Genomic DNA, 17,850 nt, shown 5'->3' with positions numbered 1-17,850 from the left:
TGCTTAAGGAATTAAGACCTTGGCCGGATTTCTGATTAAACGCATTTTGCAGGCTGCCTTTGTGATTGTCGCCGTCACACTGGTCGTCGCCTTTGCCGTTCGCCTGACCGGTGACCCGGCACTCATGCTTTCGCAGGGTGCAGGCAGCATCACCGAAGAGGACCTTGCCCGTATTCGCGAGGCACTGGGCGTCAACAAGCCATTTCTGGTGCAATATACCGATTTCTTTCTGGGGGTTTTCACCCTTGATTTCGGCCGCTCTTTCCTTGGCGGAACACCGGTGATCGACCTGATTGGCAATGCCTTGCCGGCAACGTTGATGCTGGCCTTTGCTTCGATGTTCGTCTCGATCGCGGTATCAATCCCGCTTGGCATCAAGGCCGCCGTTTCGCGCGGCAAATGGGCAGATCAGTTCATCCGGATCATTTCGCTGATCGGGTTATCCTTCCCGAACTTCTGGTTGGCCATCATGCTTGTTCTGTTGTTTTCCATTACCCTGCAATGGCTGCCGCCAAGCGGAATGGACGGATTTGCAAGCTTCCTGATGCCCGCCATTACAATGGGCATCATCCTGACCGCAACCAATGTGCGTCTTGTGCGGACCTCGATGCTCGAAACCATGCAGTCGCAATACATCATGGTCGCCCGGGCCAAGGGGCTTTCCGAAAGCACGGTGCTGTACAAACATGCGCTGCGCAATTGTGCCATCCCGCTGATTACCTATTTCGGTCTTCAGTTTGGCGGGCTTCTGGGGGGCATCGTCGTGGTCGAACGCGTTTTCAACTGGCCTGGTCTTGGTACCCTTGCATTTGATGCTGTGGGGGCGCGTGATTACCCCGTGCTTCAGGCGGTGATTACGGTTCTTTCCATGCTGATTGTTGGCGTGAACCTTTTGGTCGACATTGCCTATGGCCTGATCGATCCGCGGATCAGAACGGAGTAATTCCATGACAGCCATTGCCAAATCCGCCCGTTTCAAGCGGTATAAAAATCTGGAATTCATTCTTGGCGTGCTTCTGACCGGCGGAATCTGCCTTGCGGTTCTGTTTTCCGACCTGCTGTTTCCCGACGGCGGTGACAAGATCAACCTGATGGCCCGTTTGACAGCGCCCTTCACCGACACGGCCCACATACTGGGCACCGACCCGCTGGGCCGTGATGTGCTGGCCCGCGTCGTCATGGGGGGCAAAATCTCGCTTCAGGTTGGCATTCTTTCGGTTGCCGGTGCGGTTGTGATCGGCGTGATCATGGGGCTTGTATCGGGCTATTATCGCGGCTTCTGGGACATGATTGTCATGCGCTTTGCCGATGTGCAGCTTGCCCTGCCCTTCATCCTGCTGGCGATCACCTTTATCGCCATTGTCGGCGGCGGTTTGACCAACATGATCATTTTGCTGATCGTCTCGCAATGGGTGCAATATGCCCGTCTGGTGCGCGGTTCGGTCTTGTCGCTGCGCGATCGGGAATTCATCCAGTCGGCACAGGCGATTGGCGTGCGCGATGTTCACATTTTGCTCCGTCACCTTTTGCCCAACCTGATCGGCCCGGTCATTGTTCTGATGACGTTGAATGTCGCCAATAACATCCTGCTCGAAAGCAGTCTGACCTTCCTTGGCCTCGGCGTTGATCCGCTGATCCCAAGCTGGGGTGGCATGCTGGCCGATGGCCGTACTTACCTTCAAAATGCCTGGTGGGTATCTGTCTTCCCGGGACTTGCCATTCTTTTGACCGTGCTTGGCCTGAACCTTCTTGGTGACTGGCTTCGCGACAGCCTTGACCCCACAGGTAGGACTTCACGATGACCCGTATTTTCGCCACCACCCTTCCACGGACCATCGACACCCTGATCAGGGATTTCGCAACACCGGCACACAAAGGTCAGGTGATCGAGGCATGGCTGTTTGAAGATGCCCCTTCCCGCCGCGCGGCAGAGGCCGCCTTTGCCAAGCACGGCATCACCGCAAGGATCAGAAGTTCCTATAAGCCGCTGCTGCATTTCTTCCAGGAAGAAATTGATCTTGCTGCGCAGTCTTACTCTGACATCCGCGTAACCTATCCGCGCCACGAAGCCGCAAACGATAACCGGTTCCTACTTGAAACCTATCCATTAGGCGCACTTGTCGGTGATGCGCGGATCAGTTTTCACGCAGGCCCCCGGACCGACGGGGTTTATGAAGTTGTTCTGACCGACCGGAACGGTGCAACGGCCAGTCATGAAGTCTTTGCCCCGAACCGCGTACATCGCGATACGGTCAATGAAACGCATCTGTCACCGACCGGCTGGCTGCGGATTTCTGATGCCGATGGCAAAGTCATTGGCGACGCCCAACTCGATACAGATTACGAAATCCTGTTTCATCAAACCATGGCGGCCATCGCTGCCCATGACTGGGGCAATCAGGAACCGTATTTCAATGAACTGAACATCACGGTCGAGCTCCCCGGTCAGGATCACCCGATCGCACTCGGGCATGAAGCAATCAGCCTGCATGAAGCCCTGCACGAAGATTTCTATTTCTCGCTGCTTGAACTGTTTCAGGTCAAATCCGGCCGACCGCTGGGCGATCGTGGCTTGCAACCCGGGCAGATCGTCCCGGAAATCAAGACCGGGACCGACAAACTGACGGTGACGGTTGAAAACCGCGCGCTTTCAACGACGGAAACCATAGGACCAGCACAGGACCTTGATACCGCGACCAATCCGCTCACCAGTGCCCAGATCGCCGATGAACTGGGGAAAATTGACGGGGACGTCTTTACAGCGCAATCGCGTTCAGGACGGACGATCAGCGCACGTTATCACAGCGGAACCGATATTCCTGTGATGATCAGTGGCGGGCAGCATCCAAACGAAATCACCGGGCCGTCCGGCGCGCTTCGCGCGGCCAAGGCACTAGCCAAACGCGATGGTGCGCATTTCACCATTTCGCCGCTGGAAAACCCCGATGGCTATGCCCTGCATCAGCGGCTGATTATCGACAATCCGCGTCATATGCATCATGCGGCACGCTATACGGCACTGGGAGATGATCTTGAATATCGTACTGGCGCCAACCTGCTGGAAAAGGAAATTCGCAAGAAGGCGCAAGATTTCAGCAAGGCGCAATTGCATGTAAACTTGCATGGTTATCCATCCCACGAATGGACCCGGCCGCTGTCGGGATATGTTCCGCGCGGGTTTGATATGTGGACCCTGCCCAAGGGGTTTTTCCTGATCATGCGTCATCACGATGACTGGACCGATCATGCCAATGCCTTCATTGATCTGGTCACCAAGCAGCTGGCAACCATTCCGGGCCTCCTTGATTTCAACAATGCCCAGATCGAACTGTATCGCACCCATGCGGGCGATACCGGCTTTGACATCATCAATGGGTTCCCATGCATGATTTCCATTGATGATCGCCATGATGTTCCGCTGACCCTGATCACAGAATATCCCGACGAGACAATCTATGGCGCGGAATTCATTGCGGGTCACACAGCACAGATGGAAACCGTGATCGCGGCCTACGACGCCCATCAAAAACTGATGGCGCAAAAGGGATAGTCACGGCCCTTCATCTTGCCGACAAACACAAACTCCCCTCCAAGCCTCCTGCCCCCGCATTGCCCGATGTGGGGGCTTTGCATTGGCACCATCACATTTGCAAAACTGGCACTGGAACAGAGAGCCAATTCAAACCATCCTGCTGATCAGAAACCACCCTTTATCAGACCAACAGGAACCACCATGACCACGCCCCACAAAGACATTTTTGGCAAACCCGTCGGCCACCCGGTTGAAAACTGGACCGGGTGTGCATTGCCACCGCGCAACGACATGATCGGCAGCCACGTCATCGTAAGCCCGCTTGATGTTGCCCGCGATGCCACGCAACTGTTTGATGCCAACAGCAAGGTGCCCGATGGGTCGCGCTTCGCATACCTTCCGACTGGCCCGTTTGCCGATTTCACCGCTTACAAGGCTTGGCTCGACGGCATGAACGCCAGTAACGACCCGATGCTCCATACCATCATCAACAAGGCCACCAACATGGCTGTCGGCGTTGCCGCCTTCATGCGCATGGATCCCAACAATGGCGTGATCGAAATCGGCAATATCAATTATGCCCCGGCCCTTTCAAAGACCATCGGCGGGACAGAGGCGATGTATCTGATGATGAAGCGCGCCTTTGATGAGCTGGGCTATCGCCGCTATGAGTGGAAATGCGACGATCAGAACGCCCCGTCGCGTGCCGCCGCCACACGATATGGCTTCACCTATGAAGGTACGTTCCGCAATCACATGGTTTACAAAGGGCGCAACCGCGACACCGCATGGTTTTCCGTCATCGTTGAAGAATGGCCCGCCGTCAAGGCCGCGTTCGAGGCGTGGCTGGCACCCGATAACTTTGACGAGGCTGGAAAACAGCGCAAACGTCTTGAAGATTTTCGCCGTTAAACCCCAAAGCATGGTAGCATTCTGATCCTGCACCGATGTCAGGTCAGATCAGCGAGGCACACCATGTTTAAACGTGTCCTGATACGCACATTTTCCGTTCTGGCGGTTGCCACCTTTGGGATGACCGCGGGTCTCCTTCCCGCTGCACGGGCGGATATCCTTCTGCCGACGCCCGACCAAAGCGACGTTATCCGCATTGAACTGAATGGCTATGAACAGCTTGAAAAGCTGTTTGAGGATCTTGGCTATACCGCAGAACGCTGGAACGCGGGGGAACGCATCGTTCCCCGGCTTTTCCTGCAAACCATCCCGACGAGATGGCGCGACGAACTTGCCGATCAACTGACGGTCACGGCCAAGAAACGCACATTTTTCCGGACACTCGGCCCGTTGACCCTGCTTGCGAACGAGGAAATCGCCCTGCAAAGCAGTGTCCTTCGCGATGCGATCCGCACCAACGATCTTTCGATCATTGCTGAACTGGCCGAACAATACCGTGTTGAAACAGCCCCCGAAGACCCGGCAACCATCGCGGAACTTGAAAAACGCATCGCGCCGGTTCCCCCGTCGCTTGCCATGGCGCAAATGGCCATCGAAAGCGGCTGGGGCACATCGCGCTTTGCCGCCCTTGGCAACGCATTGTTTGGCCAATGGACCTATGGCGGCGACGGCATCACGCCCGAAGAACAGCGAAAGCACCTTGGTGATTACAAGATCGCGGCTTTCAAAACACCGTTCGGTTCGGTCCGGGCCTATATGATGAACCTCAATACCGGGTCGGCCTACACGGAATTTCGCGATTTGCGCGCCAGAATGATCGCCGCTCAGGAACCCCTTTCGGGATCTGTTCTGGCCGAAACACTGACCCGATATTCCGAACGCGGCAGTGTCTATATCGAAGAAATCCAGGCGGTCATTCGACAAAACAAACTCAGCCCCGTCGACGACGCCGTGCTTGAAGAAAGCCCCTATTACCAACTGATCCCGTCCGGTGAATAGTCATCTCACCCGCAATCAACAAACTGGTGATTTTCATTCCATCGAACTTGCGCTTATAGTCGCTGTTTCAACGAGATAACCGGAAACACCAGATGTTTGATGCCCGCCTGCGCCCGCTGATTGATGTGCCGTTGAATGCGATTGCGCGTACGCTTTCGGGCACGGGCATTACGCCCAACTTCATCACCGGCGTTGGCTTTTTCCTTGGCTTGCTGGCGGCAGGCTGTCTTGTGCTGAGACTTGATTACGCAGCACTTGTTTTGATCCTTGGATCACGGTTCATGGACGGGCTTGATGGCGCAGTTGCACGCCATGCCGCCCCACGGTCGCGCCATCCCAATGCAAAAAGCCAGGAAAGCGATCTCGGCGGTTACTACGATATCGTGTCCGACTTTCTGTTTTATTCGGGCATCATTCTGGCCTTTGCCATCGGTCGACCGGAATATGCCCTGATGGCGGCGTTTCTGATTTTCTGTTTTGTCGGCACCGGCTCGAGTTTTCTGGCCTATGCGATCATTGCCGCCAAGCAGGGGCGCACGGATGGCGACGCCCAAGGCAAGAAGAGCTTTTTCTATCTGACCGGCATCACCGAAGGCAGCGAGACCATACTGGTCTTATGTCTTATTTGTATCTTCCCGGCCTCGTTTAACATGATCGCCGCCGTTTTCGGTGCCTTGTGCCTGATGACCACGATGGGACGGGTGCTTCAGGCCAGACGCGACTTTGGCTAGGACTTGGGCTAGGATCGGGATTTGGGTTGATGCGGCAAATATCGCAATATCAACCGCTTGAAACACATTCGGGGAACTGCCATATCGGATTTGTCGCCTTGTCGCTGACGATCATGACAGGATAAGGCAATAACAAAGGGCCAGCCTATCGGGCCGATCAAGAAAAACTGCAAGGAATAAAATGCGGTCCATCAGGTTTCTGTGCTCTGTCTTTGTCGGATGCTTCTTGCTGGTTGCCTGTGATCAATCAGGCCCGATCAAAATCGGTTTCATTGCCGGCCTGTCCGGCCCCGGATCGGATGCCGGAACGGACGCGCTTGATGCGTTGAAACTGGCCGCCCAACAGGTCAATACCGATGGCGGCATCAATGGTCGCATGGTGGAAATCATTCCGCGTGATGATCTGAAAACCCCGGAAGTGGCCCAAAATCACGTGCGCGAGCTCAAGCGTCTTGGCGTTGATGCGATTGTCGGCCCGATCATCAGTTCGATCGGCATGGCGATGCTGCCGGTGATCAATGAATTGGGTGTCGTGACCATTTCGCCTACGGTCTCTGCGGCCGACTTTGCCGGTTTTCGTGACAACCTGTTTCGCATGAACACCACGACGCGTGAAAATGCGCGCGCCTATGCCCGTCGCTATATCGATCAGGGCTATGAACGGGTCGCCCTTGCCCTTGATGGCCAGAACCAGGCCTTTACCGACAGCTGGTATCGCGAGTTCCTTCTGGAACTTGATGCCCTTGACGGGCGGGTCATCTCCAAAATCTGGATCAACACCGACAATATCACCCACGCCGAAGCAGCAAGCCAATTGTTGGCCGACGATCCCGACGCCATCGTTCTGATCACCAACAGCACAGACAGTGCGCAGATGGCCCAAGAAATCCGCAAGCTGTCATCAAGCATTCCGCTTGCTGTCTCAGAATGGGCCGGTTCACAGGCCCTGATAGAGGTCGGTGGCGAGGCGGTCGAGGGCGTGGAACTCGCACAGGCCTATGACCGTTATGACACCAATCCGCGCTTCCAGAAATTTGTCGCCGCGTTCAACGAAATGTTCGGTCGTCAGCCCGGCTATACCGCGGTTCTGGGCTATGACGCGGCGACCGTGCTGTTTGCCGCACTCCGTACCAAGCACCCGGATCAATCGCTTGCCGATGCGCTGACAAATCTGCCGCCGCAACAGGGGCTGCATCAGGAACTGGTGTTTGATGCCTTTGGCGATGGCAATCGCAACATCTATTTTGTGGCCATCCAGGACGGGAAATTCATCCGGGTCGACTAAAAAGGCACGTCATTGCCAAAACAAAAGCCCTGCAAATGCAGGGCTTTTTCGCATCAGGTTGGTATCGCTATCAACCGATCCTAGTGATCGCTTTCTTCCAGGAAATGATCGCCAAGGCCGGTATCATATTCCATGCCTTCCTTGGTCAGAACGATGCTGGCCGGATATCCTTCCTTGACCAATCCCTTACGGGCAAGCGCAACCCAAACGGCCGGGTTCTCGAACCCGCTGGCATCCCGGGCGGCCACGGTGAACTTGCCAACATGAACGTGGTCGCCATGGGCATGGGGAACGCGCAAAAGCGTTGCTTCGCCGGTGGCCTCGTCAATCTTGCCCGAATTGGGATCCTTGGCAATCACCTGTGCAAGCACAAGCGTGCGCAGCTGCAGATTGTTCAGTTTCAGTGGATTTTTGCGAACGAATGCCATGATCAGAGGTACCCTAGTTTGAATGCGTTTATTTCAAGGACATATCTGTCACTTGGCGCGATGATGCAAGCCCTGATTTGTGTCCAAATCAACCAGCCTATCCACCTGCCAGCATCCGGCGCAGCTTGCGATCGCGTTTAAGATGCCATTCCCGGCTCATCGCCTGCCCGAAGGTACGGAACCGTTCGACATACACCAGTTCCCACTGCCGTCCGCGCGTCGTCTTGGCCCCCTTGCCGCTATTATGCGTGGCAAGCCTGGCCTCGACATCGGTCGACCAGCCAACATAGGTCAGGGGCAAAGCGGCCTTGCCCTGCCCCGGCCTGAAATCACATTCGCGCAGCACATAAACAAAGGTGAAGGACGCCATGCTAGCACCACCCTTTGTATTGGGCACTTGGTGATATGTTGGATTTCGTCACAGGGCGTGTCGAAAATGCCTGTTTGCGAGAACCGGCGCGCAGCGTACTTGACATACGTGAGCACCGGAAGCGCAGCAAATGGGTGTTTGCAGACCGTCCTGTGACGAAAGGCGACATATCAGCCCATGGTGGAGTTAAAGGCTCCGCCATCAAGCAGAACATTCTGTCCGACCATGAATTTCGCATGCTCGCTGCACATGAAGGCACAGGTCGCCCCGAAATCAAGCGGATCACCAAACCGGCCCGTGGGAAGACCCGCCTGGGTTTTGGTGCGTGCTTCTTCAAGCGAAATGCCTTCGGCCTTGGATTTGTTGGTCATCAGCGCATTGATACGATCGGTGTCGTGCTGGCCCGGCAGAAGGTTGTTCATGATCACACCATCCTTGGCCACCTGACGCGAAGTCCCCGCAACAAAGCCGGTCAGACCGGCACGCGCACCATTCGAAAGACCCAGATGCGGGATCGGCGATTTAACCGAACCTGACGTGATATTCACAATCCGGCCCCACTGGCGCGAAATCATGCCCGGCAGAACCGCAGTCGCAAGCAGGATCGGGGTCAGCATGTTGGACTGAACGGCGGCTTCCCATTCCTTCTGACCCCAGTCGGACCACACTCCCGGGGGCGGGCCACCGGCGTTGTTAACAAGGATGTCCGGCGCATCGACAGCGGCCAGAACCTTGTTACGGCCTTCTTCGGTGGTGATGTCGCAGGCGACCGTGGTGACATTCACGCCATAGGTATCACGGATATATTCCGCGGTTTCGTTCAGCGGCCCTTCGGAGCGCGCATTGAGCACAAGATCAACACCGGCTTCGGCCAGTTTGATCGCACAGCCACGACCAAGCCCCTTGGATGACGCACAAACGATGGCCTTGCGGCCCTTGATTCCAAGATCCAATGGATCCTCCCATGTTGGAATTCATACAATGGCAGGAATTTAGCCTGCGCGCGCCCTTGAGGTCAAACGCCCTTCGCAGCTTAAAGAGGCAAGGTCGCCTTATCCTCAAAACGCCGTCCTTGTGTCGGCTATCTGTGATCTCGACCCACAATGTCAGGAAGCATTTTGCCTGTATTGAGAGTTAGTCGCGATAAAATGCTGACTTCTGTTGCAGGCTACTGGGTTCTATCTTATTGTATGAGAAATAAAGAGATGGCCCAAATCAAGGGCTTAGATCGTCGTGGTCGCTTGCTAGGGACACAGCACAGCGTATGGCATTGCATTCGAAATTTACAATAGTCCGGTCGAAGGACTTGGCCGAACTGCAGGAAGTCGTTTCTGATTTTTCGTCGCCGGTTCAACTCACAATCAATCGACAAGGTGAAGAGGTTGATGCCGATATGGCGCTTGCCATGATCGGGGATCAACCCTTTTTGCATGGCACTTTCGGGACAGCGCGTGTCGACTGGCAGTCTGCGGGGGCATGCCACGATACAATGGCGCTGTTCGTTCCGACCGATGGTTGGGGCGAAATCACCCATCTTGGCCGCACGTGGGATCTGACACCCGATCAAGGCATGATGCGCGATCTCAGCATTGAAGCAACCGCCTATCAGGAACAGTTTTATTCTTATGTCCTGCCGATCTCTAAAACACGGATCAGGGAACATGCAAGAAGCCTTGGCGGCGAGCATCTGGGACTTTACCAGATAGAATTTGATCCGGTTGCCGACCTTGCGACCCCCGGCGGGCAAATGATCCGGCAATATATGCAGTTTCTGGAAAACTCCCTTAATCACGGGCTGCTGGATGATCCAAATATGTTGGTGGCATCCCAAGCCTACGATCTATTGCTGACCCAGATCCTGACCCATCTGAAAAGCAATGTGCGGGATATCCTTACCGGCCAGGAAGTTTCGCGTGTCGTTCCGCGTCATGTCAAACGCGCACAGGACTATATCCATGCGAACCCGTCTCACACCCTTGATATGGCTTCGCTTTCGGAAATTGCCGAGTGCAGTTACCGCACTTTACAGCGTGGCTTCATTGATGCCTTTGGGCTGACGCCGCGCCAATATATTCGCAAGGTCCGCCTAAAACTTGTTCGCAATGATCTGATGTCAACTGACAGCACGGACTCAGTTGCGACCATCGCCCGGCGATGGGGCTTTGGTCATATGGGACGTTTTGCACAGGAATATATGCAAGAATTTGGCGAGCGTCCGACCAAAACAGCACGCGAGGCTTAGGCCAAAATATCCAATTTTAGACACAGATATCCACTTCACGACAAAAAAGAAACGCCCTGGAAATATGCAGTTGCCGAACGCTTGGTCGCTACCTAAAGCAACTATTAGCAGGCGCTGAAAAATCTTATGAATCGGTCTCACGCGGCCCGTATCCTGGCGACTGCTATTGACGAACTGCAGTGGTAAGGAACGACTAATGGCTTATCTGGTGTGGCAGTCGAAACGATACGCAGGTATTTTCCTGGCCGGTATCTTCGCACTGCTTTTCTTCTCGCATATCAATATGGCGCAGGCCCAAAACATTCAGACGCAACGCGGTGCAATTACCAGCAACGCGCTATGTGGTGCAGCTGACCTTTTCACCGGAGAGCTTTTACCTGCTTGTGGGTTTGAGAAGGCAACAAAGGTTGGTCAGGCCAAGGGTGAGTGCCCGCCGGGTTCTTTCTTCGATGTCGGGCTTTGGGCGTGCTACACCTGCCCGGAAGGCTATAATCGCACAGGTAATGCTGTTGATACCAATGTGGCCTGCTCCAAAGCAGTAAATCCCCCGGAGTTTCTTGCTGCAACCCGCGTTGGATCACATAATCGCTGCCCAGCAGGAAGTGAGACCGACCCGCGCAATGGCGGTGAATGCTGGAAATGCCCGGATGGTTACGGCCGTACCTGGGCCGCGGTCACAGAGTGGAATGCCTGCGGCAAGGCATTCGCAAACGCGCGTTCTGCTGAATTTCTTGGGTCGGTTTGCCCGTCAGGGACATTTGCGGACCCGAATGGCGGCTGTTACAGCTGCCCTGAAAACTCGGTGCGCACTTGGGAAGCCGTCTCGCATCCGCGTGCATGTGTCCGTAACGAGCTCCTGACCGCAGCAAATAGAGAAGCCCCTCTGACATGTGAGCCAGGCGAGCATTTCGATTTCGTCGATGGCGGGACGTGCTGGAGCTGCCCGAAAGGTTCGACCCGTTCTTTAAGTGATGTCAGGTCAGACAAGGCTTGCGAATTCCTGACCATGCGCTGGGAAAGCACGCCGCGTACAACGAACGGTCTGTTCGCCATCCCGGGCGGGATGGAAATTGTCGCAGACATCCTGAAAACGCCGGACGCGGTTGAAAGCGTTATCCGACGCTATATGGAAGCGCAGAAAATCACTGACGAATCCTACTTCACCGATGCAATGGAAGTGATTCGGACTGAACCTGAACAATCACCAGCCCTTTTGGTGGCAGTATATGAACGCGTTGTAAAACTGATTACCCAGGGCTACAAACATCCCTACGAACTTGATTTCCTGACCTATTTTGCGACCTATATTCAGGACACCCGCAAATGGACGGCAACGGAAATGAGCCGTTCGTGGGAAAGCTGGCAGCGCGGTGTCGCTTTGCGTGCCGGTGCAAATAACATGCGCACAAATATGGCGCGTCTGTATGATGTCGGCTACCGGCCGCCATCGGTGGACACTCTGGTTGATGCAGGCGTGAATTTGGCACCAAGTGCCGCCGTCGCGCTTGCATATGCGGCTGCGATCAAGGTGGAAGCTTTCGCGCCGGCATTCCAAAATGCGGCGGGGACACTTGCTAAAAAGATCCTGCCCTATGCGTTTCGCGATACGGCAAGGTACGCAGGGATTGGTGCCAGAGCCTTTTCTATTCCATTCGTTGTTGTCACTATTGCATCCATTGTCACAAGTATCGCGGCCGAAAATGCCGAGGAAATGGACAAGCAGGAATCGATCGTCCTTGATGCGCAGCAGATCGCCAAGCGTCCGATTAACTTGAACCTGATGCTGCAACAGGACTCCACGCGCAATGAGTTGATGACCAACTGGGCTTTGATGACCCAGGAACCGATCAAGCCGAACCCTGCCCATTGGGCATCCCTGATGCGCGATATTGCAAAGGCATCCCCGAATGTATCAGGTACAAAATGGGTTGATCACGACCAGATGGCACGCGATATCGCCATTGCAACAGACGGTTCGGTCTTCATCCTGTCGGACAAATTGCTTGAACGTCAGCAGACCATGAAAGATGGCGTCATAACCATTCGCGATGTCGCCGAGGAAGGTGAAGCTTCGCGGGTCATGATGTTCAATACCCAATCTGAACGGTTTGAAGAGATTTCCGGCCTTGCGGCAAAACGCATTGCCGTTGCCGGCAATATCCTTTGGGGTATCAATAATCAGGGGCAGACCTTCTATGCCTATGGCAATAGTGCGCCTTACAAAGTCAATGTGATCCAGGGGCCTAAAGCCGCCGATATCGCCGCAACAGATGGAAACGTCTGGATGCTTGATGAACAAGGCACGCTCTATCGTCTTGAAAACAATCGCTGGATGCGTCAATCCGGGCAAGCGGCCAGTATTGATGTTGCAAACAATGGTCAACTCTGGGCCGTCAACCATAACAAGGAAATCTGGATGCTCGATGACGGCAAGTGGCAACGCATGAGCGGTGCTGCGACGGACGTCGCTGTCTTCCAGTCCGGGTTAAGCTATGTCGTTGGCACCGATGGTAAAATCTATACCTATCAGTCTGATAAGAAAAACTGGGCTGCAAACGGCAATAAAACCGACGCGGTAAAAGTTGCTGCGGGCGGAAACCAGCTATGGCGTATCACCGCATCGGGCAAAGCGTCCCAGTGGCGCTAGGTCCTCGCCTGAAAAGGGGGCACGTTTTAACGTTGCCCCCTTTCTTTCACGCTTCCTTTTCCTTTTTCCCTTCGCGGGAAACCACTGCTTAGACATAGCGGGGTATAGCGGCCTGATGTGGCTGCAATAAACTCCAAAAGGCTTTACGAGAATGATTTCAAAGAAAAATATGCGTCTCTCTGGTGCAGCATTACCGATTATCATGATGCTTGCAGGCTGCCAAACACTTGGAGAAACGGGATTTTCGGCTTCGAATACATCTCTGGGCACAAAAGATCAGGGGTTTGAAGTCGCATCGATGCGCAATACCAGTGTTATTCACGAGCTGGTCAATGCCACGATGGGAAAATTGCAATCGAACGAATTTGAAGAAGCGTCACGGCTTGTAAATGTGGCGCTCAAGATGGATATCACCAACTCGGACCTGCAGTTCCTGAACGGGTTTGTCTATCACCTGATGGGCAAGTCGGGTGATGCGTCGAAATTCGAACTGGCAGAACAGGGCTATAAGCAGTCCCTTCAATTCGATCCGGGTAATATGGTCGCCCAATATCAACTGGGTCATCTTTACATGGATCAGCGTCGCTATGGGCTGGCACAGATGGAATTTGCCGCCGTTGCCCAGCATTACGGCGACGACCCGCATGTACTTTATAACCTTGCCGCCGCGTCCTATTACGCCCATGACCCCAAAACAGCCGAAGGGGCTCTTAAGCAATTGATAGAGATTGCTCCGGAAAAGGCTTCTGACCCCAATGTGGTAAAGGCGATGACTGTCAGTCTGGCGGCGATGAATGATGCGGCCGCACGCAATTACCTCGAAAGCTATCGTGATTTTGTTGATGATCCCGGCAAGGTCAGGATGCTTGAGCGACGGGTGTCGGGTTGGGACAGTTTTTATGAGACCGACGCCAAAGTCCTGATGGCGCAATTCCAGAGCGCTGACCCCTATGCGCTTCCATCCCAACCTTCGCAGCCATCCTATGGCGGATCCGGTTCAGCATATGGTGGTTCGGCATACGGTGGGTCGTCGTATGGCGGAGGTACGGAGCCGTTGCCAACTGTTGACGTTCCAGGTGCAGGTGGGTCCTTTAGTGACACATCCATGGTGGTGGTTGATGTTGTCCTGATCGGGACGCAGGAAGACGTGCGTCATTCACGCGGTGTCAATTTGCTTAATGGCTTGCAACTGCAATTCGGTGACCCACTGTCTGGTACCCCTGGTTATTCTATCGGTTCGAACCGGGTGAAGGATTACCACAATGACGGTTATGAGCGGAGCACCCAGACCATCACGCGCATGATCTCTATTCCTGCGGTGACCTATTCATTGAATATTGCCAACTCTGCCGATGCGGACAATCAGGTGCTTGCAAAGCCAAGCCTGGTGGCCCAAACCGGTCAAACATCCGAATTCTTCTCGGGAACCGAAATTCTGGCTGCCGCAGTTTCCGGTGGCAATGGGGATAGTGTTTCGGTCCAAAAAGAGGTTGGTGTCAAACTGGCGATAACGCCCGAGATCTTGCCAGACGACATGCTACGCCTTCATGTCGTGGCCGAACGTACCTTTTTGACCGACCCTTCAAACTCGGTTGTCTTTGAGTTCCGTCTCGATACGACAAAGACCAACGTCAATTCCACGGTCACCATGAAATTTGACGAAACGCTTATTCTTGGGGGCTTAAGCGAACGCGAAACATCGAAATCTGTCGATGGTGTGCCTTTGCTGATGGATATTCCGGGACTCAACATGCTGTTCTCGCAGCGCACCGAACGTGAATTTGAACGATCGGTTCTGATCCTGCTGACGCCGCGTCGACCGCAATTCGCCCATCAATCCGAAGAAAGCCGCGATGCTGTAATCGAACAGCTTTCCCCGCTTGAGCAGGACCTTGAACGCCTGCATCGACGTCATCACGATTGGTTTACACCCCGTCCGGCCTTTAACGAGATTCTTGGCAAAATCCAGGGTCAGGAATTCTTCAAAGAATTCCGCTCTGGCGACGTCGATCTTGTGTCTTGGCATGAAGATGAAACAGTTCAAGACAACATCGCCATGGTTCAGTCACGTATTCTGATGCAGTGACACGCCTTTAACTGGAAAGAACGTTGCGTTTGGAAAAGATGAAGCTCGCCCTTGTGGGAATTGCCACGTTCGTGTTTGCTCTTGGCGTGACAAATACCGTGCATGTCGCAGCACAGGAAGCACCTGCCGGGCCATCTGCACCGTGGGTGCCGCTATCAGGTTCTGTGGCAGATATTGCGATGAATGCCGATGGCCAGGCCTATGCGGTCGGCCGGGATGGGACGGTATGGCGGTGGGACCGTATTGAAGTTCGCTGGCGTCCGATGTCGGGGAAAATGCAACGTATTGCCGCCGCTGAAGGCAATCGCCCTTGGGCGGTGTCGGACGACGGAACTGTGTTTCGTTATAATGGTTTGTGGTGGGAAAACCGGGCAGAAGACGTTGTCGATGTTGCGGCCGACACTCTTGGAAATGTTTATATCGCCAAAAACGATGGTGCGGTTTTCAAATGGTACGATCTACGCAGTGAATGGCGTCCGGTAACAGGCAGCGCGGTTAGACTTGCGCTTGATTATGACGGCACGCTTTGGGCGGTTGCGTCTGACGGCACAGTTCAATCCTTTGACGGGGAAAGCTGGCAGGCATGGAATGGACGCGCGCGTGATATTGCTGCGGGGGGCATAGGGCAAGTCGGAATTGCCACACCCGAAGGGGACATTCGACTTTTGAGCGAAGCGGATGCCGCATGGACGAAGCTTGCCGGGATTAATGATGTCGTCAGTTTGGTGATCGCACCTGACAGTGCTGTCTGGGCCGTTCAGAGTGATGGCGATCTCTATACCAATAAGCCTGTTTCATCGACGGGGGAGGAAGCCGAAAACCAGCGGGCAAAACCGATCACTGCCCGTTCGATTACTTCCGAAAGCATTGCGGCAGAGGTTCCGTCAGCGCCCGTTCAGTCTGCGCAATCAATAGCCGCCCCGGACGTTTCGACACAAACTGCAGTGGCTGAAGAAACCCCACCAAACCAGGATCGGGGGGGTGTGATTGATCCAGCAACGATAACGGCTGACGGACCAATCACGTTCTTTGATACAAACAAGTCTGCAGACCGCATTGCCATTGGCAAAGATGGCAGCATCTTCGCACTTGATTCAGACGGCAATGTCCTGCGCTGGTCCAACAGTCGACGCGATTTTGAGAGCTTCCCGGGATCTCTCGTGCGGATTGCGGTTGACCCAGAAGGCACGCCATGGGGAATTTCCAATCTTGGCAGGGTCTTTTTCAATAGCGGTGCGAAGTGGGAACAGGTACTGGATGCAACCGCCTCCAACATTGCGATTGGATCGGGCGGGACTGTTGTGATTGCTGATGCATCCGGTACGCTTTTCAAGTTTGACGAGACCAGAAAACGCTTCAACCGTATACAAGGAACCGGGGTTGATGTTGCCGTCTCGCCAGAGGGCGACGTCTGGGTGATCAATGCCGATGGCTTCGTTCAGCGCTGCGATGACTTTCCCTGCAAGCTTTTGCCGCAAAAGGCGAGCGATATTTCAATCGGCCCGGATGGCCGCGTCTGGATTGTGTCCGAGCAGGGTCGTTTGATGCGCTTGAAAAAAGATGGGTCAACGTTCGAGGTGGTAACCACCCTGTGGCAGGAGCCGCGTGATGTGGCCAGTGGCCCGAATGGGTTGCCTTGGTTTGTTGCGACTGACGGCAGTGTTTTTGCCTCGTCTTATTTCGAGCGGGATGAAAGTGAAGATCGCATGATTGCTGCACGCAGCAGCGGTGATACGGTCGGTACTGGGGCAAGTGAAAGTCCGGTTTCAGATAGCCCGTCTGCGATTACATTTTCCAAAAACATGCGCTTTGATACCCTTGATAATGGCGATATCACAAGCGGTGAGGCCTGGATCGAGGCAGGAAACGATGAACTTGTCTATGCCTACAGCACTCAGACCCGCAGCTTCCATACCTATGACGAACGCCGCCGAACCTTTGTTTCGAAAAAGACAGTTCTAGGCACGAATAGCTACGAGATTGAGGGATTTGTTGTCGATTCCAACGGTGCAATCTGGACAGATGTCAATCATGTCGGACAATCAGCAACTTTGCAGGGGTTGTATCGCGATTTTGACGGTTCGTTGCGCAAATATGATAATCCGTGCAACACGATTGAGGATATCGGTATTGCACCAGATGATACGCTGTATGTCGTATGCAGCTTTGCCAGCGGCGATAACAAGCTGTACCGCAAACCCTCCAATTCCCTGACCTTCCGTCAAATCCAGACGAGTGTAAATATCGAGAAGGTTGCAGTTGGTCGCGCACAAGATATCTGGGTCATTGATAATGATGGGTATGTGCGTCAATGGGATGGAAGTAGTTTTGTCCGTCGTCCAAGCACAGGGCAGGAAGCGAGTGCGATCAGCGTCGGAGCAGATGGTTCTGTCTATATCCGCATCAATAATGACCTGGCAAAATGGAACAGCGCCAACCAAAGCTTTGATAAGGTCAACAATATCGAAATCAGTCACCTGACCGTTGATCAGACCGGCCGGCCATGGATCACGTTCGATACTGCGCCAGAAATCAAACGCGCACGCCAATAGGGGCATCCTCAGCCAAACCGATTGCACTTCAAATTATGCGCAACCGGTAAGGTCTTTCGCGTCCAG

General features: G+C 54.2%; 14 protein-coding genes. 11 read left to right on the top strand and 3 right to left on the bottom strand.

Annotated elements, in window-relative coordinates; translation table 11 throughout:
- Positions 1-19 precede the first annotated feature (19 nt).
- The 7 genes from IT893_RS05580 (at position 20) to IT893_RS05550 (ending at position 7,459) form a co-directional block, all read left to right on the top strand.
- Positions 20-943 carry an ABC transporter permease gene (locus tag IT893_RS05580; protein WP_197147126.1) on the top strand — a complete coding sequence of 308 codons (924 nt, stop codon included), beginning with the start codon at positions 20-22 and terminating at the stop codon, positions 941-943.
- 4 nt (positions 944-947) lie between these two features.
- Positions 948-1,802, top strand: a complete 855-nt coding sequence (locus IT893_RS05575) for an ABC transporter permease (protein ID WP_197147125.1) — start codon at positions 948-950, stop codon at positions 1,800-1,802.
- A complete protein-coding gene (locus tag IT893_RS05570) occupies positions 1,799-3,550 on the top strand; it encodes a peptidase M14 (protein WP_197147124.1) in 1,752 nt (583 codons plus the stop codon). The genes IT893_RS05575 and IT893_RS05570 overlap by 4 nt, the downstream gene beginning before the upstream one ends.
- Before the next feature lie 183 nt (positions 3,551-3,733).
- A complete protein-coding gene (locus IT893_RS05565) occupies positions 3,734-4,444 on the top strand; it encodes a GNAT family N-acetyltransferase (protein WP_197147123.1) in 711 nt (236 codons plus the stop codon).
- Positions 4,445-4,507: 63 nt separating this feature from the next.
- Positions 4,508-5,443, top strand: coding sequence for a glucosaminidase domain-containing protein (locus IT893_RS05560; protein WP_197147122.1), 936 nt, complete (start codon positions 4,508-4,510; stop codon positions 5,441-5,443).
- A gap of 92 nt (positions 5,444-5,535) precedes the next feature.
- Positions 5,536-6,174 (top strand): CDP-alcohol phosphatidyltransferase family protein, encoded by a 639-nt coding sequence (locus tag IT893_RS05555; protein ID WP_197147121.1) that lies wholly within the window; start codon positions 5,536-5,538, stop codon positions 6,172-6,174.
- Positions 6,175-6,355: 181 nt separating this feature from the next.
- On the top strand, positions 6,356-7,459 hold the full coding sequence (locus IT893_RS05550; RefSeq protein WP_197147120.1) for an ABC transporter substrate-binding protein: 1,104 nt from the start codon (positions 6,356-6,358) through the stop codon (positions 7,457-7,459).
- Between the two features lie 80 nt (positions 7,460-7,539).
- On the opposite strand, the gene IT893_RS05545 is transcribed toward IT893_RS05550, so the two are convergent.
- The 3 genes from IT893_RS05545 to IT893_RS05535 all read right to left on the bottom strand — a co-directional run bounded on the left by IT893_RS05545 (position 7,540) and on the right by IT893_RS05535 (position 9,210).
- Positions 7,540-7,887: a hypothetical protein gene (locus IT893_RS05545; RefSeq protein ID WP_197147119.1), complete on the bottom strand. Its 348-nt coding sequence runs from the start codon at positions 7,885-7,887 to the stop codon at positions 7,540-7,542.
- A gap of 97 nt (positions 7,888-7,984) precedes the next feature.
- Positions 7,985-8,257, bottom strand: coding sequence for a GIY-YIG nuclease family protein (locus IT893_RS05540; protein WP_197147118.1), 273 nt, complete (start codon positions 8,255-8,257; stop codon positions 7,985-7,987).
- A 170-nt stretch (positions 8,258-8,427) separates the two neighbouring features.
- Complete coding sequence (locus tag IT893_RS05535; protein ID WP_008890444.1) at positions 8,428-9,210, bottom strand: SDR family oxidoreductase; 783 nt, start codon at positions 9,208-9,210, stop codon at positions 8,428-8,430.
- Positions 9,211-9,563: 353 nt separating this feature from the next.
- Between IT893_RS05535 and IT893_RS05530 the strand changes: the two genes are divergently transcribed.
- From IT893_RS05530 to IT893_RS05515, 4 genes are all read left to right on the top strand, one after another.
- On the top strand, positions 9,564-10,499 hold the full coding sequence (locus IT893_RS05530; protein WP_197147117.1) for an AraC family transcriptional regulator: 936 nt from the start codon (positions 9,564-9,566) through the stop codon (positions 10,497-10,499).
- A 196-nt stretch (positions 10,500-10,695) separates the two neighbouring features.
- On the top strand, positions 10,696-13,146 hold the full coding sequence (locus tag IT893_RS05525) for a tectonin domain-containing protein (protein ID WP_197147116.1): 2,451 nt from the start codon (positions 10,696-10,698) through the stop codon (positions 13,144-13,146).
- Between the two features lie 298 nt (positions 13,147-13,444).
- Positions 13,445-15,232, top strand: a complete 1,788-nt coding sequence (locus IT893_RS05520; RefSeq protein ID WP_197147115.1) for a type II and III secretion system protein — start codon at positions 13,445-13,447, stop codon at positions 15,230-15,232.
- A 23-nt stretch (positions 15,233-15,255) separates the two neighbouring features.
- A complete protein-coding gene (locus IT893_RS05515) occupies positions 15,256-17,784 on the top strand; it encodes a tectonin domain-containing protein (protein ID WP_197147114.1) in 2,529 nt (842 codons plus the stop codon).
- Positions 17,785-17,850: the final 66 nt, after the last annotated feature.

This window comes from Thalassospira sp. A40-3 (assembly GCF_015871485.1).
GTDB lineage: Bacteria > Pseudomonadota > Alphaproteobacteria > Rhodospirillales > Thalassospiraceae > Thalassospira > Thalassospira tepidiphila.
This window is presented reverse-complemented; position numbering and strand designations above follow the sequence as displayed.

Bases quoted from the DNA above. Each gene is read 5' to 3' on its own strand.
- IT893_RS05575 (WP_197147125.1), top strand. From the start codon at position 948: ATGACAGCCATTGCCAAATCCGCCCGTTTCAAGCGGTATAAAAATCTG.
- IT893_RS05570 (WP_197147124.1), top strand. From the start codon at position 1,799: ATGACCCGTATTTTCGCCACCACCCTTCCACGGACCATCGACACCCTG.
- IT893_RS05565 (WP_197147123.1), top strand. From the start codon at position 3,734: ATGACCACGCCCCACAAAGACATTTTTGGCAAACCCGTCGGCCACCCG.
- IT893_RS05560 (WP_197147122.1), top strand. From the start codon at position 4,508: ATGTTTAAACGTGTCCTGATACGCACATTTTCCGTTCTGGCGGTTGCC.
- IT893_RS05555 (WP_197147121.1), top strand. From the start codon at position 5,536: ATGTTTGATGCCCGCCTGCGCCCGCTGATTGATGTGCCGTTGAATGCG.
- IT893_RS05550 (WP_197147120.1), top strand. From the start codon at position 6,356: ATGCGGTCCATCAGGTTTCTGTGCTCTGTCTTTGTCGGATGCTTCTTG.
- IT893_RS05545 (WP_197147119.1), bottom strand. From the start codon at position 7,887: ATGGCATTCGTTCGCAAAAATCCACTGAAACTGAACAATCTGCAGCTG.
- IT893_RS05540 (WP_197147118.1), bottom strand. From the start codon at position 8,257: ATGGCGTCCTTCACCTTTGTTTATGTGCTGCGCGAATGTGATTTCAGG.
- IT893_RS05525 (WP_197147116.1), top strand. From the start codon at position 10,696: ATGGCTTATCTGGTGTGGCAGTCGAAACGATACGCAGGTATTTTCCTG.
- IT893_RS05520 (WP_197147115.1), top strand. From the start codon at position 13,445: ATGCGCAATACCAGTGTTATTCACGAGCTGGTCAATGCCACGATGGGA.